This is a genomic window from Bowmanella denitrificans (assembly GCF_002887595.1).
Taxonomy (GTDB): Bacteria; Pseudomonadota; Gammaproteobacteria; order Enterobacterales; family Alteromonadaceae; genus Bowmanella; species Bowmanella denitrificans.
In genome coordinates, this window is record NZ_PEBU01000012.1 from 16913 (window position 1) to 36680 (window position 19768).

General features: G+C 51.0%; 17 protein-coding genes and 1 other RNA gene. 6 read left to right on the plus strand and 12 right to left on the minus strand.

Annotated elements, in window-relative coordinates; translation table 11 throughout:
- Nucleotides 1-70: 70 nt before the first annotated feature.
- The 3 genes from CSR04_RS19135 to CSR04_RS19145 all read right to left on the minus strand — a co-directional run bounded on the left by CSR04_RS19135 (nucleotide 71) and on the right by CSR04_RS19145 (nucleotide 2378).
- On the minus strand, nucleotides 71-307 hold the full coding sequence (locus CSR04_RS19135) for a helix-turn-helix transcriptional regulator (protein ID WP_245921756.1): 237 nt from the start codon (nucleotides 305-307) through the stop codon (nucleotides 71-73).
- Nucleotides 304-777: a hypothetical protein gene (locus tag CSR04_RS19140; protein WP_146027208.1), complete on the minus strand. Its 474-nt coding sequence runs from the start codon at nucleotides 775-777 to the stop codon at nucleotides 304-306. Before CSR04_RS19140 ends, CSR04_RS19135 begins: the two co-directional genes overlap by 4 nt.
- A 146-nt stretch (nucleotides 778-923) precedes the next feature.
- Complete coding sequence (locus CSR04_RS19145) at nucleotides 924-2378, minus strand: hypothetical protein (RefSeq protein WP_102797941.1); 1455 nt, start codon at nucleotides 2376-2378, stop codon at nucleotides 924-926.
- A 176-nt stretch (nucleotides 2379-2554) separates the two neighbouring features.
- On the opposite strand from CSR04_RS19145, the gene rnpB reads away from it, so the two are divergent.
- Nucleotides 2555-2906: RNase P RNA component class A (gene rnpB / locus CSR04_RS19150), an RNA gene on the plus strand.
- Between the two features lie 126 nt (nucleotides 2907-3032).
- On the opposite strand, the gene CSR04_RS19155 is transcribed toward rnpB, so the two are convergent.
- The gene (locus CSR04_RS19155; RefSeq protein WP_102797942.1) at nucleotides 3033-4001 is read right to left on the minus strand and encodes a LysR family transcriptional regulator; all 969 of its coding nucleotides are present in this window, start codon (nucleotides 3999-4001) and stop codon (nucleotides 3033-3035) included.
- 130 nt (nucleotides 4002-4131) lie between these two features.
- Between CSR04_RS19155 and CSR04_RS19160 the strand changes: the two genes are divergently transcribed.
- The 4 genes from CSR04_RS19160 to CSR04_RS19175 all read left to right on the plus strand — a co-directional run bounded on the left by CSR04_RS19160 (nucleotide 4132) and on the right by CSR04_RS19175 (nucleotide 6946).
- Entirely contained in the window at nucleotides 4132-5286 is a 1155-nt protein-coding gene (locus CSR04_RS19160) for an MFS transporter (protein ID WP_102797943.1), read from the plus strand.
- 95 nt (nucleotides 5287-5381) lie between these two features.
- Nucleotides 5382-5951, plus strand: a complete 570-nt coding sequence (locus tag CSR04_RS19165) for a hypothetical protein (protein WP_102797944.1) — start codon at nucleotides 5382-5384, stop codon at nucleotides 5949-5951.
- Nucleotides 5944-6345 (plus strand): hypothetical protein, encoded by a 402-nt coding sequence (locus tag CSR04_RS19170; protein ID WP_102797945.1) that lies wholly within the window; start codon nucleotides 5944-5946, stop codon nucleotides 6343-6345. The genes CSR04_RS19165 and CSR04_RS19170 overlap by 8 nt, the downstream gene beginning before the upstream one ends.
- Nucleotides 6338-6946 carry an SCO family protein gene (locus CSR04_RS19175; RefSeq protein ID WP_102797946.1) on the plus strand — a complete coding sequence of 203 codons (609 nt, stop codon included), beginning with the start codon at nucleotides 6338-6340 and terminating at the stop codon, nucleotides 6944-6946. Before CSR04_RS19170 ends, CSR04_RS19175 begins: the two co-directional genes overlap by 8 nt.
- A gap of 29 nt (nucleotides 6947-6975) precedes the next feature.
- On the opposite strand, the gene CSR04_RS19180 is transcribed toward CSR04_RS19175, so the two are convergent.
- The 4 genes from CSR04_RS19180 to CSR04_RS19195 all read right to left on the minus strand — a co-directional run bounded on the left by CSR04_RS19180 (nucleotide 6976) and on the right by CSR04_RS19195 (nucleotide 11117).
- The gene (locus CSR04_RS19180; protein WP_102797947.1) at nucleotides 6976-8160 is read right to left on the minus strand and encodes an ABC transporter permease; all 1185 of its coding nucleotides are present in this window, start codon (nucleotides 8158-8160) and stop codon (nucleotides 6976-6978) included.
- Between the two features lies 1 nt (nucleotide 8161).
- On the minus strand, nucleotides 8162-9319 hold the full coding sequence (locus CSR04_RS19185; protein WP_102797948.1) for an ABC transporter permease: 1158 nt from the start codon (nucleotides 9317-9319) through the stop codon (nucleotides 8162-8164).
- Nucleotides 9316-10029, minus strand: a complete 714-nt coding sequence (locus tag CSR04_RS19190; protein ID WP_102797949.1) for an ABC transporter ATP-binding protein — start codon at nucleotides 10027-10029, stop codon at nucleotides 9316-9318. The genes CSR04_RS19185 and CSR04_RS19190 overlap by 4 nt, the downstream gene beginning before the upstream one ends.
- Nucleotides 10030-10097: 68 nt before the next feature.
- The gene (locus CSR04_RS19195; RefSeq protein WP_102797950.1) at nucleotides 10098-11117 is read right to left on the minus strand and encodes an efflux RND transporter periplasmic adaptor subunit; all 1020 of its coding nucleotides are present in this window, start codon (nucleotides 11115-11117) and stop codon (nucleotides 10098-10100) included.
- A 269-nt stretch (nucleotides 11118-11386) separates the two neighbouring features.
- Between CSR04_RS19195 and CSR04_RS19200 the strand changes: the two genes are divergently transcribed.
- Entirely contained in the window at nucleotides 11387-12589 is a 1203-nt protein-coding gene (locus CSR04_RS19200) for a M23 family metallopeptidase (RefSeq protein WP_102797951.1), read from the plus strand.
- 32 nt (nucleotides 12590-12621) lie between these two features.
- Here the strand turns inward: CSR04_RS19200 and CSR04_RS19205 are convergent, their stop codons facing one another.
- The 4 genes from CSR04_RS19205 to CSR04_RS19220 all read right to left on the minus strand — a co-directional run bounded on the left by CSR04_RS19205 (nucleotide 12622) and on the right by CSR04_RS19220 (nucleotide 19763).
- A complete protein-coding gene (locus CSR04_RS19205) occupies nucleotides 12622-14685 on the minus strand; it encodes a S9 family peptidase (RefSeq protein WP_102798107.1) in 2064 nt (687 codons plus the stop codon).
- Between the two features lie 143 nt (nucleotides 14686-14828).
- Nucleotides 14829-16781 (minus strand): glucans biosynthesis glucosyltransferase MdoH, encoded by a 1953-nt coding sequence (gene mdoH, locus CSR04_RS19210; RefSeq protein WP_102797952.1) that lies wholly within the window; start codon nucleotides 16779-16781, stop codon nucleotides 14829-14831.
- Nucleotides 16753-18354, minus strand: a complete 1602-nt coding sequence (locus tag CSR04_RS19215; RefSeq protein ID WP_102797953.1) for an OpgD/OpgG family glucan biosynthesis protein — start codon at nucleotides 18352-18354, stop codon at nucleotides 16753-16755. Before CSR04_RS19215 ends, mdoH begins: the two co-directional genes overlap by 29 nt.
- Nucleotides 18355-18818: 464 nt before the next feature.
- Nucleotides 18819-19763 (minus strand): LysR family transcriptional regulator, encoded by a 945-nt coding sequence (locus tag CSR04_RS19220; RefSeq protein WP_102797954.1) that lies wholly within the window; start codon nucleotides 19761-19763, stop codon nucleotides 18819-18821.
- Nucleotides 19764-19768: the final 5 nt, after the last annotated feature.

A 19768-nucleotide genomic window follows, 5' to 3' on the forward strand; every position in this document is an offset into this window, starting at 1 on the left:
GTTAAACGCCCGAGGTTTTGCTATCGCAGGAATGGCTAAAGGTGCGCCCCAACCGTTTGGTTTTTGATGATTATTCGTCGGTTGAATGACACTGATACTGGAATACGGCTTCAAGTGGTTGGTTAAAGACCTCAGCAATACGAAAAGCCAGCTCTAACGACGGAGAATATTTGTTCGCTTCCAGAGACATAATGGTTTGTCTTGTCACCCCTGCCGCCTTAGCCAGCTCAGCCTGGGTCATTTCATTATGATCAAAGCGTAAGCGGCGAATCTGGTTGTATATTTTACCTTTATTGACGGCCATCATATCCCTCTTCGGTACATTACTAACTGGCTCAGGTGCTTAACGGTGGATGCTGCCAGCAGGCAGATCAGTAAAGCGTGGGCACATATGAGCGGCGTGGATAAAGCAACAGGCAGTGTATCGGAGCCAACCCCCAGTGCATCGGCGACCAGATGACCAATCATAAGCAATATGGCCCCCACTAATACACCGTAACCAATGCTATTGCCTTTGCCTTCTATAAGTCTGTCCCTTTCATCGGCCGGCTCCCGGTTACCGGTGCGCCAGTTAATCAGGCCGAACAGTAAAGCGGCGCCTATGCATGCAACAATAATCACTTGCACAATAATGCCAGCCAGCGCACTGCCTGGTGCCGCCAGGCCTTCTGGCAGCGACGCCAGCTTACTGAAGTACAATGCCGCAATGGCCAGATCCAACACCAGGGTTGCCATAAGATTCCACTCGCGATTGGAGAAAGTGCGTAATGTATCCATCACCTTACCTAAGTTACTAAGTTATCAGAGCATGAAAGGTAATCTAAATCAGACTTTAGGTAAAGTATTTTTTACCTTGAGTTTGTTTTATGTGTCTTCAAGTCTTGTTTTTTATACTCTGAATGCAAAACAGGTAACGGTTGGCTTTAATTGGCGATCCTGGTGGTTTTGTTCCACAGGTTTTGGTGTTTCGCGTAAGAAAAGAAGGTATAGGGATGCCAGCTATTGGGGATCAGATCCAGTTCTTTACGTTCCTCGAAGTTAGACACCAGCTTGCTGAGTATTTCCAGTAGTCTTTCCTTGCTCATCACTTCTAGCTTTTTTCTGGCTTTGGGGTAATACAGGTTGTTTTCCTGGCTGATTAACAGGTCCTGGCCAAATCCGGTAAAGGCCAGGTTCTTGGTGGCTGATCTGCAAATCGGCACACTGGGATTGGCAGGGTACAGTCCATTGACTATGGCGTATTCGTATCTGTCCAAATCGCGGCGATCTGAATCCTTGGGAATATAAGTTACGCCGAAGCCCTGTGGGAAATGCCCCACCACTTTAATAAAACACTGGACCGCCTTGGCGTTTAATGCATCTTTTTCGGCGGCCCTTTCCAGTACTAAGGTGGCTTTGGGTAAAGTATCGTAAGCTTGCCCTGGCTTAGTTGACATCACCACGGAGCTATATACCTGCGGGACTTTAAGTAAATTGCCTATGGACTGTTGGGGGTCCAGGGAGGATTTAATCATAGTCATCACAAACTTTAGTTTGTCTTTTTCTGTTTCATTAAACTGGTCCCGCTCCTGTCGCGAATTGCCCACATAGCTGCCACAGCCGATACCGTCTTTAAGGTAGTTAACCGTGTATTGGTAGCTGAGTTTAAGCATTTGTTGGCGTTCATCTTTTTCCAGGGTGCGAAATTCATCTTCATCACCATCAGGGCCTTTAAGAATGGCCTGCACATCATGATGATACTGGCCTATGTCCTGCAGCAGTGCTGTCATCAGTAGTGGAATTTTCACATACAGGCGAAAAGGGCAGCGGGCGGCGTCATCTTTATCTTTAGGTTGTTGAATGCGGTTGCTGTAATGCTGCAATACATAAGGGTTACTGATTTGCTTATCTTCCAGCATGGCGTCGAGCAGCAACAGACATAACACGGCCTTATACAGGTGCTTGGTTTTCTGATTAAACGCTGCCACCTTGCGGTGCTCTGTCTGCGTGGTTAAAAGCAGGGTACCCAGCAAACGGGCAAAGTTGCGGGCAGTTTCTTCTTTGTTTGCGCCATCGGTTAGTTCCAGTATCTGCTCGCAAACTTGCTGCAAATCTTTGTAGCGCTGCAACCGTGATTCTTCACTGTTTTTTTGAAAGGATTTAAGTTTGTCCTGTGCGTCCTTCAGACGTTTTTCGGCGCGACTATTTTTTAACTCTTTGCTGTCGCTGAGCTGCTGTTTGAGATTAGCTAACTGCTCTTTCTGCACATTAGCAGTGGCAAAGTAGTCGGCTGCCTGCTCATATAATGAGTCTTTGATCGGAGACTGGTCGTGTACCTTTTTAACCAGGTTACGCACACTTTTGGTGTAGTGACTCTCGCCAATCAAAGCCTTGTTCATAGATTAGAATATTTGCCAGGTTCCAGGACTTGCACTTTAGCAGATTTTGCAAGTGGTTGCTTAGTATAAGAATTCCTTAAATGGGCTAACCTAATGGTCTGGATTAAAGCGGCAAATGCAGATAATCCGCTATTGTCTGCTCGAATCACACCGTACTTTAGGGTAGACTGCGCGCCGGAGTCGGCCAGACAATCGCTGCCCGCTTAGGCGGGGGGAGGAAAGTCCGGGCTCCATAGGGCAGGGTGCCAGGTAACGCCTGGGCGGCGCAAGCCGACGACAAGTGCAGCAGAGAGTAGACCGCCAACCCCGAATTCGTTCGGGCGGTAAGGGTGAAAGGGTGCGGTAAGAGCGCACCGCGCAACTGGTAACAGTGTGTGGCAAGGTAAACTCCACCCGGAGCAAGACCAAATAGGGTTCCTTGGCGTGGCCCGCGTCGGAACCGGGTAGGTTGCTTGAGCCAGTGAGTAATTACTGGCCTAGATGAATGATTGTCCTCGACAGAACCCGGCTTACCGGCCGACTCCAACCTTCAATCAACCGCAGATTAATCAGGCGGTTGATTAAGGCTTATGCTTTTCCATAGCAGGCAATGTTTCACTGCCTGTGCCTTTCCGAGTTTAGGGCTGGTGTTTCAGCGCTGACTCCCCTTTGCTGTTAGCTGCCAGCGCGGAAGTCTATCAATGGTGGCCAGCTTTCCGCCCAGGTATGGTTTGTACTTTCACCTTTTGCTGCTAATGACCTAGTCAGAAAGTCGATAAATACCCTGACTTTGGCCGGTAAATAATCCCGTTTCGGATAGATAGCAAATACACCATTGTAAGCCTGAGGCGGTCGGAAATAGGGGTATAACGATACCAAAGCACCCTTGTTTAGTTCTTTTTGTGCCAGAAAATGCGGTAGTTGGGCAAATCCCAAGCCATCGGCACACATATGTGCCATCGCTTCACCGTCATCGGTAATATGTTTGCGCTGCAGCTCATACTGAATGTACTCGCCCTGCGCATTAGGCAGAAAGATTGGCTGCAATTGCTGCGTTTCTTTAATGCGAAAACCAATCCAACTGTGTTGTCTGAAATCTTCTGCCTGGCGCGGCGTGCCATAGGTTTGCAGATACTGTGGTGATGCACAAAGTAGGAAATCCATAGGGCTGAGACGGCGGGCTACCAGACGACTGTCTTTGACATGGCCGGTACGCAATGCCACATCAATGTTGTTATCAATAATATCCATATGCAGATCGTTGATTTCAAGTTCCAGCTTTATCCCGGGATAACGGCGACAGAATGACGGTAACAATGGGCGAAGATACAGATGCCCGTAGCAAACCGCTGCATTGATGCGTAGCGTGCCGCTTGGTGAGTCATTTAGCTGTTTAAGATCGCTTTCACAGGATCTCAATTCATGCAGCATCTTGCGCACGGTGAGAGCATAGTGCTGGCCAGCCTCAGTAATTCGCAATTGTCGGGTGGAGCGCTGAAATAAGGTCAAAGCCAATTGGCTTTCCAGGCGACCTATGGCCTTGCTCACCGTGGAAGGATCTGTATTACAGGCCCGCGCTGCGGCGGCAAAACTACCACCATCACAGGTGGCCAGAAACAGTTCTAATAAACGCAGTTTGTCCATTGCGGCATCCTGGCAGGAATATTCATGAATAGTATTCATGACTGAATGGGGGCGCCAGCTATTTTTCCGTTTCCACAGCAAGAATAAAGTCAGTTATCGACATTAAAACAGATGCATTGCTTGAGGAACCATGTTGAAAAAAATCTCTACTGAAAGTGCAGCCGGATACTTTTTGTTTGCTTTTATCGCGATGGCCGGACTGGCTTATGTCAACTTTCTACCCGGCGTTGTCAGTGCTTTGGCCGGTGGGATCGGATTTGATCAAACAGAAGCCGGGCAAATTGTGGCGGTCAATCTGTTTGGCGGCCTGTTGGGTTGTACCTGTGCTGTTTTCCTCGTGCGCAGGATCAACTGGAAACCAGCCATTATCATCCCTTTTGCTACCCTGGCGCTGATTGACCTGAGTTCGGTTTGGGTTGATGACTATAGTCTGATGCTCGGGATGCGCTTGCTGGCTGGTGTGTTGGGCGGGCTGGGTATGGGCGTGGCATTTTCTGTGCTGGCCCGCCTGAATAATCCTGATCGTGCTTTTGGTGCATTACTGTTTGTGCAGTTTGTTATCGGCGCTTTGGTTATATATCTGCTGCCATTACTGGAGAACATGCTAAGCACCTTTGCGGTTTTCTACGTGATGGCTGGCATTGTTTTGCTAAGTCTGATCTTTCTGATGTTGTTGTCCGATCTTCCTCAGCGCAATAGGTCAGCCATGCAAGCCATGGCATTGTCAGTTGGGTGGGGAAATGCCCTGTTGTTGATGCTGGCCATCATTTTCTACCTGTGCGCCGCCAATGCGATTTGGGCTTATGTGGAGCTGATGGGGCTGGGAGCAGGTATGGATTATAAGAGCGTCAGCAGCTATATCGCCATGACCGGCTTACTTGGTCTTGCCGGTGCTATGTTACCGATTCTCAGTGGTAATAAGTTCGGTCGTTTTTACTGGATTGCCGCCGGTGTTGCGTTGTCGATTGTCGCGGCCGTGATGTTAAGTGCATCAGAACTGACGCCGCTTATCTATATCAGTGCCATGGCCTTGCTGTTTTTCTGCTGGCCTGCGGTGAATTCCTATTTACTGGCTATTGCGGCTGATTTTGACAGCAGCGGCCGACTCTCATCGGTTGCCGCAGTGGTCTCGCTTGTCGGTTTAGCAGCCGGACCACTGATGGCATCGGGTTTGCTGGATGATGGCAGTTTCACAACCATGCTCCATGCTGCTGCCGGTATTTTCCTGGTTAGTTTCCTTATGTTGTTCAGGCCGGTGAAGGCACTGGAAAAGCAGCAATCCTAGCCAATGCCGGCCAACCCCGGACGCCTCTGATATTTACTAACTTTTTGTCATCAAGGTACCCGTCTCAGAATGCTGAAGCGGGTAAGGAGTATTCAATGTTTAGGTATATGTTCAACAAAATGTTGCTGACGCTAAAAAAGCGCTATGACTACGACATTCGCTATCAGCAGGATATTCTTAAAGCAGATTTGGGCGCCTACAGCAAGTTTATGGGATTTCAGATGATGGCATCCCATTCAGGCAACTTGCCGACAGAAGTGCTGTATGCCGCCAGAATTAGGGCCATTATCTGGGACGATTGCGGACCATGCACGCAACTGGTTGTGGATATGGCCTTAGAAGCAAAGGTTAAACCGGACATGGTACGCGCGATTATCGACAGAGACTTCAGCAATGTGCCTGACAATGTCGCCATGGTGATGCAATTCACTGAGTTTGTGCTGGCGCACAATCCTGAAGCGGACGATTTACGTGACAGGATATTGGCTCTGTGGGGCCAAAGAGGGCTGATTACTCTGGGTTTTGCTATCAGTTCATACCGGGTTTATCCGGCCCTTAAGTACTCTCTGGGGTATGGTACCGCCTGTAGCAAGGTACAGGTTAACGACGCTTCATTGGCACCAGGCCGTGGTCCTGATGCGGTCATAGGGGCCCAGCATGGTTAACAGACTAATCAGCGGATTCGCGGTGCTGATAGGCCTGGCAGGGGTGATTAATGGTGCCTTTATGAGCATTGCCCCCGAGCCCTGGTATTGGTTGGTACCCGGTGTGCCAGACCGTGGCCCGTTTAATCAGCATTTTCTGCGGGATATTGGTATAAATTACATGCTGATTGGTGCTGCCTTTATTGGTGGGGCGGTATACACCAAGTATAGATTTCAGCTTTGGCTGATGCCTGCATGCTGGTTGGCAGGGCACGCTATCTTTCATTTCTGGGAAGTGTTTGTTGGCATATGTGGGCCCGAATTTCTGGTGGTGGATTTTGCTGGTGTAACCTTGCCTGCCATATTGGCTGTGGGACTGGTTGTTATCAGTATCAGGAGGCGGGCTGATGACTAAAATGCTTATCGCTGCCGCAATGTTAAGTCTGGGAATGGCTGTGGCGCTGGCGCTAACATTCGTTGTACCCAAACCCCTTGAGTATCAGAGTATTGAATGGCTGGAAAGTCCTCGCCAGTTACAGAACTTCAGTCTGCAATCTGATACCGCGGCATTTAATAATCAGGCCCTACAAGGACGTTGGACGATTGTTGTGTTTGGCTTTATGCACTGTCCGGACATATGCCCAACCAGTTTAAACCAATTGGCAGACCTGGCGGCAAAATTGGTACGCATCACCGCTGACCATAATATGGCTTATGTTTTTGTGTCGGTTGACCCTGGCCGCGATGCTCTGGCAAAGGTTGGCGACTATGCCCGCTTTTTCAATCCAACTTTTGTCGGTCTGACCGGGTCAGAGGGGCAGTTGAAAGCGCTGGCTGGCAGCCTGGGAGTTCAATTTAGGGTTTCCCCTGAAAAGGATAACTACCAGGTATCCCATTCCGTCACTTTTTCGATTATTGGTCCTGAAGGAAATTTAGTTGGGCGTTTTTATCCGGGGTTTAACACAGCCAACCTGAGTGAGGAGCTTCTTTTCAGGCTCAGGATGGCTGCGGTTTAAATCCAGGATAGGAAGGGGCTGCCCTTTTTCTATCCCCTGGATTGAAATGCCACGGCCACTGGCACACTGGTGGCCCGCCAGGCGGGGAAGAAGCCGCTGATAAAGCCAATCACCAGTGCCAGCCAGATACCCTGCATCACCAATTGGCCGTTCATTTCAAAACTGAACACCACCTGGGTAAAGCTACCGCCTAAGGTGGACGCACTTAAGCCGTCAAATAGCAGGAAGGCCGCCAGTGCCCCCAACACACCGCCAAGCAAGGCCAGCACCAACGCTTCTGCCATAGTACCGATAAAGGCCGACAGATTAGAAAAACCAATGGCCCGTAAGGTGGCAATTTCCTTGGCCCGGTCCGATACCGAGGTGTACATGGTATTCAGTGCCCCAGCCATGGCACCCAATGCCATCACGGTGCTGATCACCCGGCCAAAGATGGCCATATAGCTTAAGCTTTCGCCCTGCACCGCGAAATACTTGGCTTCGCTTTGCACTTCCTGATTCAGGCGTGGTTCGTTTTTGATATAGGCTTCAATCGCTTCCAGACTGGCTCCGCTTTGCAGTTTGGCGCGTACCGACTGATAGCTGCTACCGCGGTTATACAGGGTCTGAATCACTTTAGCGTCGGCCCACAGTTCACTTTCAAACACGTTACCGCCGGTACTGAATACACCGACTACTGTCCAGCGGTTCTTGCCAAAACGCACCTCTTTGCCCAGTTCAAAGCCTTCAAACTGGCGTAATACCCCTTCTCCAACAATTAACTCATCGGTACCTGGGGTAAACAGCCGGCCCTGTACCAGTTTAAAGTTGTGACGCAGTGCCATGCCCTGCGGCTCCAGGCCACGTAACGGGATATTGGCGTCAGTACCGCTGCTTTTTTTGGTGCCATCGACAATCACATACAGCTCGGGTGAAACCAGTTTGCCATTTTCATCGCTGGCAATGCCGGGTGCTTCGCGCAGCAGGTCAACCTGCTCTTTCATCACTGAGCTGTTCAGTTCAGCGGCAGAACCGGTACGGATAAAAAACGCCACATCTTCCTGGCCGGCGCTTTGTAACGTGGCTTCAAAACCCTTGGCCATCGCCAGAAAGGCCAGCAGTACGGCAACCACCACCGCGCTGGCCAGGACCATGGCCAGTGACATCCATAAACGGCGCGGCAAACTCTTAATATTCATGCCAATTACGGCACTGGATTGTGCAATCAGGCTCATATTACCCCCTGGCAAATGCGGTGATGATGTTCAAACGAAGCGCCCGGTAGGCCGGTGCAATCCCAGTGATCAGACCCAGCAGCAGCATATAGCCCAGCGCCTGCAGGATAATATCTTCACCCAGCACCAGATTCGGAAGAAAACGCGCCATCATCTTAGACAAGGCGCCTACCGCCAGATAGGCCGCGCCCAATCCCAACAGGCCGCCAAGAAAGGCCAGCAGGCAGGATTCGGTCAGGATCATGCGAAAGATACGGGGTGAGGAAAAGCCCAGGGTTTTTAGCACTGCAATTTCGCTGGTACGCTCACGAATCGCCAGTACCATAGTGTTGCCAACCAGCACCAAAATGGTAAAGAACGCCATAAACACCACACCAAAGATAATCAGGCCGATATTGCCGATTTGCTCGATAAAGGCCTTGTTAAAGGCTTTCTCGGTACTGGTGTCGGTTTCCGCCTGGGAGTTGGCAAAGTTCTCGTCAATGGCCTTGGCCACCTGTTCGTTGATGGCCGGGTCGTCTGTGGTCAGCACTATCCAGCCCACGTAATCACCGCCCCAACTCTGGGTTTCCATAAAGTACTTGTAGTGAAACACCATATAGCCGGTGTCCACCTGCGGGTCCTTGCCGGTGAAAATGCCCTCCACCACTAAATCCCAGGTTTGGCCGCCATCTTTGTTGGAAAAAATATTCGAAGAAATAGGAATGCGGTCACCAATCTTCCAGTTGTTGACTGTCGCCAGACGTTCCCCCACCATCACCCCGGCCTGGTTCTGTAACCAGTTGGCTTTCTGTTGTGTATCGACTTGCAGTTCTTCATACACATCAAAGTAGGTGTCAGGATCTACCGCCATGGTAACCACCTGATTGGCTGGTTCCTGATAATAGCCACCAAACCAGTTGGCAAAGGTCACATCTTTTACCCCGTCAATGCCGCTGACCTTATTGACATAGGCATAGGGCAGGGACTGGGTAAAATTGATTTTGTTGAAGACCACCAGACGGTTATCTGCCGACATTTCCACCCCTGAATTCAATGCCCCCTGCAATGCAGTGACGGCACCGAAAATCAGAAAGGCGATAAAGATGGCGAAACTGGTGAGAAACAGCCGCAATTTTTTGCGGGTCAGGTTTTTGTACACCAGATAGAGGTCCTTCATGCGGATTTCTCCTGCAGTACTGGCTCGTCTTTATCGACAAACTGGCCTTTATCCAGATGCAGGGTATGAGTTGCATAACGGGCGGCAGCCGGGTCGTGGGTAACCATCACAATGGTTTTGCCAAACTCACGATTGAGCAATTGCAGCATCTCGAGAATTTCGTCGGCGGTGTTGCGATCCAAATCCCCTGTTGGTTCGTCACACAGCAGCAATTTAGGATCGGACACCACTGCCCGTGCAATCGCCACGCGCTGCAACTGCCCACCGGACATTTCGCTGGGCATATGTTTGGCTCTGTCCGCCAGGCCTACCAATTTAAGGGCGGTTTCTACGCGCTGCTGGCGTTCTTTGCCGCTGAGGTTGGTTAACAGCAGTGGCAACTCAACATTTTTCGCGGCATTGAGCATCGGCATCAAATTGTAGAATTGGAAGATAAAACCAATGTTGTTGGCCCGCCAGGTGGCCAGTTGCCCCTCGCTTAAACTGTCGATGCGGGCTCCATCAAAGCTGACCTCGCCGCTGGTGGGCTGGTCCACACCGCCCAGCAGGTTAAGCAGGGTGGTTTTTCCCGAACCTGAAGGCCCCATTATCGCCAGGAAATCCCCGCGTTTTATATGCATATTCAGGTCGTCAAAAATACTGATGGTTTCCTTACCTTTTTTGAAACGCTTGGCGACCGCTTTCAGTTCAAATAAATTGTCGTCACTCATGCTGTTTTCCCGTTTTGTGTTGTGATGTTGGTTAGTCGTTTGGCAACCGGCAAAATCGACAGCTGCTATCAGGCCTTCATAAAGGCCACTTTGACACCCATGTCCGGTAGGATCCTGGGGTCTTTTACTTCAATTCGAATACGGACTTGTACTGTGGCCTTGGCCCTGTCGGCGGTGGGGATAATGGCAATAACTGATGCCGGAATACGCCAGTCGGGATAAGCGTCCAGTGTCGCCTCTACCTGCTGACCGGGGCTGACCCTGCCGATAAAGGCTTCGTTAACATCCACTTCAATTTCCAGCGAATCCATATCCACTATGGTGCAGATACCAGTGCGGGTGAAACCACCACCGGCAGAGGTGGGGGCGACAATTTCACCCGGCTGGGCATTTTTTACCGTCACGACACCGGAAAACGGGGCACGAATCGTGTGATCGTCCAGCCGCTCGCGCTGGCTCTGGGCCTGTAATCTGGCCACTTCAATTTCGGCGCTGGCACTTTGCAGGCTGGCCGCCAGGTTTTGCACCCGGCTGGCAGCGCCAGTGCGTTCGGCTTCGCTGGAAAAACTGTTGTTGTTAACCCGGCTCAGGTTACGTCTGGCTTCTTCCAGATCGGCATCCAGCGCAGTACGCCTGGCCGACAAGGCTTTAACCTGGGCTTCGGAAAGTTGCAGGGCGGTTTTTGCCAGTGCACTATCCAGTCTTGCTAACACATCGCCCTGTTGCACCTGCATCCCTTCTTCCACATTAACTTCGGTGATCAGCCCCATCACTTCCGCGGAAACTGTTGCCATGCGTCGGGCAGTGATATAGCCAGATGAGTTAAGGATGCTGTTATTTTCTACCGGTGCTTTGGTGGTCACTGGTTTTGCCGCCGTGGTGTCTGCATTGCTGGTTTGCTGTGCGGAACTTATCTGTGGAGCCGGGCCGGTCTTATCCTGGTTGACAAAGCTGGTCAGCCAGAACGTCAGGGCGGCACTTGCCAGCACCGCGAACAGCAAATGCCAGAGACTCAGGCCCTTTTGTTCATGCTTTTGCTCAGGGTTAATCTGCAGTTGTTTTAGTAGCGCGCTTTTATCGTTCACCATTTATTCCCGGTGTTTTTGTGGACATCCTGGTGGCTAATGATTGCACAGTTAAAAACAAAGAAAAAATAGGCCACAAGTCACAAATTTGAATTTTTTTGCTTTGGCGCGGCTGATAAGCAGCCCTTATGTATAGATTTGAAGTTTAAATTATTTGTTTGTGGCCACCTGCTATACCTGATCCTGATACATGTATTTATGCGGTTCGTGTTGATAGCGGCCGCTCCGGAGAGTGGCCGGATTGGAAACCATGTTCATAAGGAAATTTCAGGATGAACAAAAAACTCATAGTGGTTGCCCTGGCCGGGCTAATGGCCGCTCCCGTCGTTGCAGAAGAGCAACTTTTTCCCGGTGGTGATGTGCAGGTAGAGACAATACTGGCGATGCAGTTGGCCGGATTGCCAGCCATTGAGCTGGATGACGCGCAGTATGTGTTGTCTGGTGCATTGCTCAATGAAGACTGGTCTGCATTCTTTACCCAGCGCGTGCCTGCACTGGTGGATTACCAGGATGTGATTATGCATTGGAGTGGGATTGCCAGTATTAATCCCAAACTGTTGGTGGCATTGATAGAGCACCAAAGTCAGATGCTCAGTACACCGGAAAAAGCCGACTTGCAGCGGCCTTTCGGTAATTTGTCTGATGCGCTTGGTTTTTCTGAACAGGTACGGGATATTGCCGGTCAGCTAAGCCGCAGATTCTATGCTTATCAGCACCTGCAGGCAGAAACAGACAAGGTGTCTTTGCCTGTGAGTTCAGCTACCTTAGCCCTGGCCAGTTTGTTGCAAAACGCTGTAAAGCCTGGCGGTAAGGGCAAAGCCAGATTGTCAGCAGATCACGCGCAGCCCTTGAGAGACTTTCTTGCCACTTACAACCGGCTGTTTGATGCCCCTCAAGAGAGTTTGTTGTTAACCGATGCAGAGGTTAAAGCCGGGGCAGGGGACCAACAGATTCAGGCGTTTTCGATGAACCTGCCCTGGTCTTCAGGTTATGCCTGGTACAGTGGTGGTGCGCATTCCAACACAGGTTCGGGGTATCCCTATTCGTCATTGGATTTCAACAATGGCTCAGGTGGCTGGGGCAGCAATACGCCCTGGGTGCAGGCAGCCCATGCGGGTACGGTAAGCCGTTATTCTTCCTGCAATATCCGTATTACTCATGCCAGCGGTTACGCCACTAATTATTACCATATGTCTAGCCTGCAATATCAAAGCGGCGACTATGTTGCGGCGGGGGCCTACATCGGTCGGTATGCCAGTAATTACAATCAGGCCTTATGCCAAGGCGGGCAATCCAGTGGGCCACATGTGCATTTTTCCTTGTTGTATAACGGTCAGTATGTGTCCCTGCATAACCGATATATCAGTGGCTATCGCATTGATGTGGGTAACTACAACTACGACACCAATTGTTATAACTTCTACTTTGAGCGTAATGGCCAGAAAACCTGTGCCTGGTACCCCTTGTATCGTTAAATAAGTTAAAGGCGCCAATTGGCGCCTTTGCTTTACATTTTGTCTGATGATTTATGTTGGTCTTTTATTGCTTTAAGTCTGGCGGCGTGATCAATTTCATAATCCGGCATATTGGTATTGCCTGCAATCAGATAGTTGTCCATCCAGCGCATCAGGCGCAAACTGTAATCATACTGGGCAGCCACTTTACGATTGCCATGCCCTTCGCCGGGGTAGTAAACCAGGCGCACGTCTTTGCCCTGCACTTTCATATAGCGATACAGCTCCATGGACTGAGCGGGGTGTACCCTGGGATCGTCCTTGCCGTGCATAATCAACAGCGGGGTTTTAGACTGCCCTGCCCAGTATATGGGGCTGCGTTCAAGATAGTATTGCCACTTATCCCATGGGTAAGAGCGGGCGTGTACCAGATGCATTTCATTGGAAATATCCGTGGTGCCAAATTTAGACAACTGATTGGTAACGCCGACAAACATAACGCTGGTGGCAAAGTGTTCGGTGAGCTTGGTGGCGGCCCAGGCCGATGCGTAACCACCGTAAGAGCCGCCGGTGATACCAACCCGCTTACTGTCTACCAGACCCATGTTAACCAGATGCTGCTTAAAGCGGACTAAATCATTAAATTCCTCACCGGCATAATCGTTCTGGCCCAGTTTGGAATAGGCCACTCCTTTGCCGGTGGAACCCCGGTAGTTGGGGTATAACACGGCATAACCGCGAGCTGCGGCCATCTGGCCGGGGCGCGAATAGTTGGTCAACCAGCCGTCCTTATCATGGCTTTCCGGGCCACCGTGCACCGACATAATGAGCGGATAACGCTGACCCGCCTGGTAATCCAGTGGATAGATCAGTACACCGTCCAGTTCCACACCGTCTTCAGCCTTGAAGCGGATGGTTTCTTGTTTGGCCAACCGCTTGCTGCTAAGCCAGGGATTGGAGTCTGACAGGCGGCGGACGTTACCGCTTTGCAACATAAATACTTCGTTGGGATGTGCCGCACTATGGGCGCGCAGCGCGATGCGCTTGCCACTATCATCGATGCTCAGACCGGAAGCAATAAACTGCCCTTCCTTAACCAGTTTTTTGTATTTGCTGGAGCCTGGCTTCAGGCTGGCGATAAAGTTCTGGGTGCCAACTTCGGCAATAAAATTCAGCTCATGGCCTTTGGCAGACCACTGGATATCACTGATGTGGCCCTTAAAGCCAGGCAACCAGTCCTTGACCTCACCGCTGTCAGCATCGGCCAGATACAAACGACCGGCGGCCGGGTCATGTTTGTCTTCGGCGCCGATAATGGCGATGTAACGGCCATCGGCAGACAATTCGGCTTCGTCCAGCTTGCCTTCTGTGGCCAGTGACAGCCTGACCTGTTGTTTGGTCAGATCAAACAGATGCCATTGTGACTTCATATACTTGTCATCAATCAGGGCGCTGGGCTGGGTTTTGATCAATAACGATGCGCTGTCGGGTGCCCAGTTGACATCACTGACATAGTCCTTGATGTCCAAGGCTTGTGGCGTCAGATCTTTACCAGCCTGGTCGAGCCCCAGTACAAACAACTGCTGTGACTTCAGACCGAGCTCATAGACTTCCGCCATAAAACCAAGCTTTTTCAGTTCTTTCTCGGATTTGTCGGCGGCCGGTTTGGCCAGCAATGCCAGTTGCTTGCCGTTGGGGGCCAGTTGGTAAGAGCCAATGCTGCGGTCTTTCAGACTGAGTGCCAATTGCGCCTGACCGCCATCTACCGGGATGCGATACAGGTTGGTGTACATGTCATCACCCAGTTTGGCCAGGAAATAGATGTGCGTGCCATCTGCTGACCATTGCAACTGACTTATATTGACCTTGCCCGTGATATAAGGGCGCTCCACGCCTTTATCATCAACCAGATAAAGTTCGGCATAGTTGTTGCCGTTGTCATCCACATAGAGGGCCCGGGGCACCGAGCGGGTAAAGGCTATCCATTTGCCGTTTGGGCTGATACTGCTCTGGATCACAGCTTGAATAGTGGGAATATCGTCGATGCTCAGGCGGTCTTGTGCAAAAGTGCAGGTACTTGTCAGGCCAAGTGTCAGGGCCAGTAGGGTCTGTTTTATCTTCATTGTTGTCCTTTTCTGTCTTTAGCATTAGCCGCGTGGATTCTACTTAGATGGGCTTATCGACGCTACCTTTGACAAGACAAAGCAGACCAATGACAGGGTAAAACCCATGCCATCTGAGCATGGCATGGGTTTAGGTTTTAGTTGCGGACTTCAGCCAGGACTGACGGTGGAACATCATCAAAGCTTTGCAGGGGCATTTCCCGCCACTGCTCTGCGGGTAATGCTGGTACACAATCCACTCGCGCTGGCTTGGCGGGCAGATTTGCCAGGCGGATACGCAGTAGTTTGAGTTCATCAGGTTCAATGGCTTCGCTGGGGCTGATAAACAGACCGTTCAGCCTGGCCCAGCGCCCCAGTCCGAGACTGCTGGAATAACGCACTATAGGTGCAGCCAGAATCACACCGGTAAACACCGGCACCATCCACCAGAACATCAATGGCGTTAATACAAAAGTCACGGCGGCCCAAAGGGCTGCGATGGCGCTGGGTAAGGCGGTGCGGTGTAGGGCTTCCCGCCAGCTTAACATGCGTCCTTCACGCTCCTGAGCATTCCAGCTCACCTGATACCCCAAAAACACGCTAAGAACAAAAAAGGCGTGATAAACCATCATGATTGGGGCGATTAGCAGGGCAAATAAGGCTTCTGCTATGGCCCCTTTAAGTAAGGTGGCGGCACCACCAAATTCGTTGCGTCGCTGTTTCAACGCCAGTATTACCCCCAATGCTTTGGGGAACATCAGCAACACCACGGTACACATCAATAACGCATTAATCAGACCGGTTTCTGCCACCTGCCAGTTGGGGAATAACTGATAGGTGTGATGAAAATAGTCATTGTCGCTGGTGGCGCGCAGCAGGGCATCGGCTGAACTCAACGCCAGCATCAGCATCCACAACAGCGAGGATATATAGGCCAGAGCACCAAACAGAAAATGCAAACGGCTGGTCAGATGCAAACCCCGGCTACCCAGTAACGCCAGATGCTGAATATTGCCCTGTACCCAGCGACGGTCGCGGGTGGCGTAGTCAAGAATATTGCAGGGCACCTCTTCAAAACTGCCACGCATATCGGTCAGCAGGAATACATCCCATCCGGCACGCCTTAACAACGCGGCTTCAACAAAGTCATGGCTGAGGATATCGCCACCAAACGGCGCAGGTCCATCCAGTTTGGGTAAGCCGCAACTTTGCATAAAGGCTTGCATGCGGACAATGGCATTGTGGCCCCAGTAGTTGGCACTGTCGGTTTGCCAGAATGACAAGCCGGTGGCCAGCATTGGGCAGTACAATTCTGAGGCAAATTGCAAGAAGCGACCAAACAAGGTGGTTTGTCGTACCGGAATGGGGACCGTCTGGATCAGACCCGTATTGGGGTTCTGCTCCATGGCGTGCACCAACTGTAACATGGTCTGGCCGCTCATTATGCTGTCTGCATCCAGCACTATCATCTGTTCATAGCGGTAACCAAATCGTTGGCAGAATTCCTTAAGGTTACCGACCTTACGTTCGCCGTTTTTTTCGCGGCGACGATAAAATGCATGGTGACGCAAGTTACCCAGACGTTGCTGCAGTGCTTGCCAGTGGTCCAGCTCAGCCTGTGCCAGTTCTGGGTTGCGGGTATCACTGAGCATATAAAAGTCAAATTGGGCCAGATGACCGCTGTCCGCCAAACTACGCAGGCAACTTTCAAAGCCCGCCATAATGCGCCGGGTATCTTCGTTATACACCGGCATCACCACGGCAGTGCGACTGAGCGGTGCTGTGTCTGGCGCAGGTATTGTCAGTTTAGGCTTAAGACTAAGTGGATCGATGTTCAGCCATTGCAGTACAAAGCCAATAACAGCACTCCAAAAAGCACAGACAATCCAACTGAACACAATGGCAAACAGGCCCAGAAGTGTTATCTCCAGACCGGTCAGGCCATTGGCTTTGAGGATCTGCGTCATCATACCAATACCGGCCACCGCACTGGTGCTGACCAGCAGGAAAAACAGCCACTGACGCAGTGCCTTATGGTTCAGAATGATCTGCCAAGTCGGATTAGATTGCGCCGCTGCGCTGTTATTTGAGGTCGCTTGGATTCCAGACATAGTTCCATACCTCGCTTAATGTTTCGTTGCGTAATGTCAATTGCAGACGCATGTCTACAGGCTTTTGGTCGGCGGGGTTAAGCTTGAAGGAGACCCGCCAGTCTCCGTTTGGCAGCTTGCTGGTGGTCAAATCGCGGATTGCACCCCAAGACAATTGCAAGTCTGCCTGAAGGGGCTGGGCTGCATTGAGTTTGGCCAGTTTGTCGGCGCTGAAATCCACCATAAACTGGCGCTCGGCCTTGGGTGGCGGATTCTGCTCACCCGGTAAAGCTGACCAGCCGATGCGGGTTCGGCTGACCTGGGCCAGGGTTTGCTCGGGGCGTTTACTGTCAAAGGTCGATAGCTGGTAGCTGATTTCCAGTTGTTGTCCGGCCTGCAGCGGAGCGTCAGGTACCCAATAACTGACGATGTTATCGTTGGTCTCGTTGTTGGTAGGAATTTCCACTATTTCCAGACGGCCTTTCCCCCAATTGCCCTGCGGGGTGATCCAAATGCTGGGACGCTGATGATATTTCGCTTCGGTGTCCTGATAGTTCACAAAGCTTCGATCGCGCTGCACCAGACCAAATCCCTTGGGATTTTCATCGGCCAGACTGGTGACCTGCAAATGACGTGGGTTTTTCAACGGACGCCAGATCCATTCATCATGGGAGGTGTGCATCAACACACCGTCTGAGTCGTGAATCTCCGGGCGAAAATCATCTACAAAACGGACCCGGTTCTCACCATAGAAGAACATACTGGTCAGCGGTGCAATCCCCAGTTTCTTAACATCCTGACGGGCAAACAGGCGTGCGGTAACCTGCATATGAGTGTCGCTTTCTGGCGTCAGTTCAAAACGATAGGCCCCGGTTACCGAGGGGCTGTCCAATAAGGCGAAGAACACTAATGTTGTGTCATTGGGCTGCGGCCTGACCAACCAGAAGCGCTTAAAATGTGGGAATTGTTCACCGCTGCTCTCTGCAGTATCAATCGCCAGGCCTCTGGCAGACAGGCCGTAAATCTGCTCTGGCCCTACCAGACGGAAATACGATGCCCCCTGAAATACCGCTACCTCGTCTTTATAATCAGGGCGATTTAGCGGGTAATGCACACGAAAACCTGAGTACCCTTTACTATTGGCAGGTTGTCCGGCCAGGGGCGCCGCCTCTGCGTCATAACTAAACTGACTGGCATCAAAAGGCAGCAGTTTGTTCATACCATCCTTGTTGATCTCTTCAATTTCCACTGGCTGCTGATATAAGAAGCCAGGATGAAAAAACTGGATTTCAAACAACGACTGCTGATGCCATAGTGCCTGTTCAGGTTTAAAGCGAATCGCCCGGTACTGCGAATAGCTCATCGACTTCCAACTGTCTGGCAGGGCTTCGCTGTCGGCGCTGTAACTCTGAGCGGCCAGGGCTTTGGCCCGGCTGGCCATCAGGTCAAAAAGTACCTGCTGTTTATTTTTGCCCTGATTAGCGGGTAATTGCTGGGCCTTGACACTGGTTGTCAGGATCAGCAATACCGCCACCAGCAGGCCGACACTTAAAAAGGCCCTGGTCTTTAATTGATGAAATTTAGACTTACTCAAGCTTACTACCCCCGAGTCTGAAAATACTGTCCCCTGATTGGAACAAAGTAGAGAAATGCTGGAATGATCTGTGTATCGCAAAAAAGAGGCCAACTAGCGGGGAAAAATATTTTTTCTGACTTCTGAATCACTTCATTTGTCGAGAAGTTCCTGTAACTAATTGAATATACTGCGTTTATATTCTGTGTGCTTTTGCCATTTATGGTCGCAGGGAACGGTGTAAGAAGGACAAGCAGCGAAGTCGAGTCAGCAAAAACTTATAATTCTGTCTCTTTATGGCGACAAATTTGTTGGGGTGGAAGGGGTATCACAAACTTTGGAAGCGGTTTGGCTCGCAAAATTTCTGGCACCTCTGCGCGGGCCTGGCCTGGCGGACCGAAGGCGGTATTTTCTAAATGGTGGCTATGCTGTCGCCTCATTGAGACAGTGTCTGTAGAAGCCCCTGTTTGACCTGAAGCCTATCATTAAGCTTTGGGTATCAGCTCGTCCTGCATACGGCCAAAGCTTTGGCGGCAGTGATTAAAAAATGCCGTGGTCAGTCTGCTCATCGGCGCATGGGCAGAGGTGATAAAGCCATACTCATAAATCAAGGCCGGGGCGAAAGGTATCAGCAGCAAGTTGTTATCAGCATATTGTCTGGCCAGCATGCCGTTGACGATAGCAACCCCAAGGTTACGCCTGGCAAAAGTACAGGCAATGGCCACGGTGTGAGTTTCCAGCTTTACCTTCATGGGCACCCCGGCCTGCTGGAAGATACTGTCAATTTGCATACGGGAGTAGCGCCCCTTCCCTAACAGGATCAGGTTTTGTCCAAGCAGATCCTGAACTTCGATTCGCCCCTTACTGGCCAGCGGGTGGGCGGGCGATAACGCACATACAGTATGGCTTTGCAGCATGGATTCTACCTGCAGGCCCGGATGATTTTCCGGTAACTGGATAAAGCCACAATCAGCACTACGATGGGCTACCAGCTCCCTGGCGGTGGCCGGGCTATGGGTATCCAGAGAGATATTTACCCTGGGATGCTGGCGCATAAAGTCGGCGACGACATCGGCCAGCGGGCCGGCGATAAAAGAATTTGGCGCCACGATCTTGAGTAATCCCAAGTCTGAGTTAAAGATATTTCTGGCCAACAGGCTGATGCGCTCTGCGCCCTGCAGGGTTAGCTCCACTTCCTTAAACAAAGCCAATGCTTCTTCGGTGGGAAACAGGCGGCTTTTTTCCCGGTAAAACAGGGCGAATCCCACGTGCTGTTCAAAGCTGGCCAGCAAGCGACTGACTGCTGGTTGCGTGATGCCTAAACTGGTAGCAGCTGCTGTGGCTGAACCGGATTGAATAATGGCGCGAAAGGCTTCCAGGCTCTTTAAACTCAGGCCTTCTAAGCCTTTTGGCGAAGTTGCTGTACCCATATCAA

Coding starts and splice junctions, on each gene's coding strand:
- CSR04_RS19180 (WP_102797947.1), bottom strand. CDS start 8,160: ATGAGCCTGATTGCACAATCCAGTGCCGTAATTGGCATGAATATTAAG.
- CSR04_RS19220 (WP_102797954.1), bottom strand. CDS start 19,763: ATGGGTACAGCAACTTCGCCAAAAGGCTTAGAAGGCCTGAGTTTAAAG.
- CSR04_RS19170 (WP_102797945.1), top strand. CDS start 5,944: ATGGTTAACAGACTAATCAGCGGATTCGCGGTGCTGATAGGCCTGGCA.
- CSR04_RS19135 (WP_245921756.1), bottom strand. CDS start 307: ATGATGGCCGTCAATAAAGGTAAAATATACAACCAGATTCGCCGCTTA.
- CSR04_RS19200 (WP_102797951.1), top strand. CDS start 11,387: ATGAACAAAAAACTCATAGTGGTTGCCCTGGCCGGGCTAATGGCCGCT.
- CSR04_RS19195 (WP_102797950.1), bottom strand. CDS start 11,117: ATGGTGAACGATAAAAGCGCGCTACTAAAACAACTGCAGATTAACCCT.
- CSR04_RS19190 (WP_102797949.1), bottom strand. CDS start 10,029: ATGAGTGACGACAATTTATTTGAACTGAAAGCGGTCGCCAAGCGTTTC.
- mdoH (WP_102797952.1), bottom strand. CDS start 16,781: ATGTCTGGAATCCAAGCGACCTCAAATAACAGCGCAGCGGCGCAATCT.
- CSR04_RS19145 (WP_102797941.1), bottom strand. CDS start 2,378: ATGAACAAGGCTTTGATTGGCGAGAGTCACTACACCAAAAGTGTGCGT.
- CSR04_RS19140 (WP_146027208.1), bottom strand. CDS start 777: ATGGATACATTACGCACTTTCTCCAATCGCGAGTGGAATCTTATGGCA.
- CSR04_RS19155 (WP_102797942.1), bottom strand. CDS start 4,001: ATGGACAAACTGCGTTTATTAGAACTGTTTCTGGCCACCTGTGATGGT.
- CSR04_RS19185 (WP_102797948.1), bottom strand. CDS start 9,319: ATGAAGGACCTCTATCTGGTGTACAAAAACCTGACCCGCAAAAAATTG.
- CSR04_RS19165 (WP_102797944.1), top strand. CDS start 5,382: ATGTTTAGGTATATGTTCAACAAAATGTTGCTGACGCTAAAAAAGCGC.
- CSR04_RS19160 (WP_102797943.1), top strand. CDS start 4,132: ATGTTGAAAAAAATCTCTACTGAAAGTGCAGCCGGATACTTTTTGTTT.
- CSR04_RS19175 (WP_102797946.1), top strand. CDS start 6,338: ATGACTAAAATGCTTATCGCTGCCGCAATGTTAAGTCTGGGAATGGCT.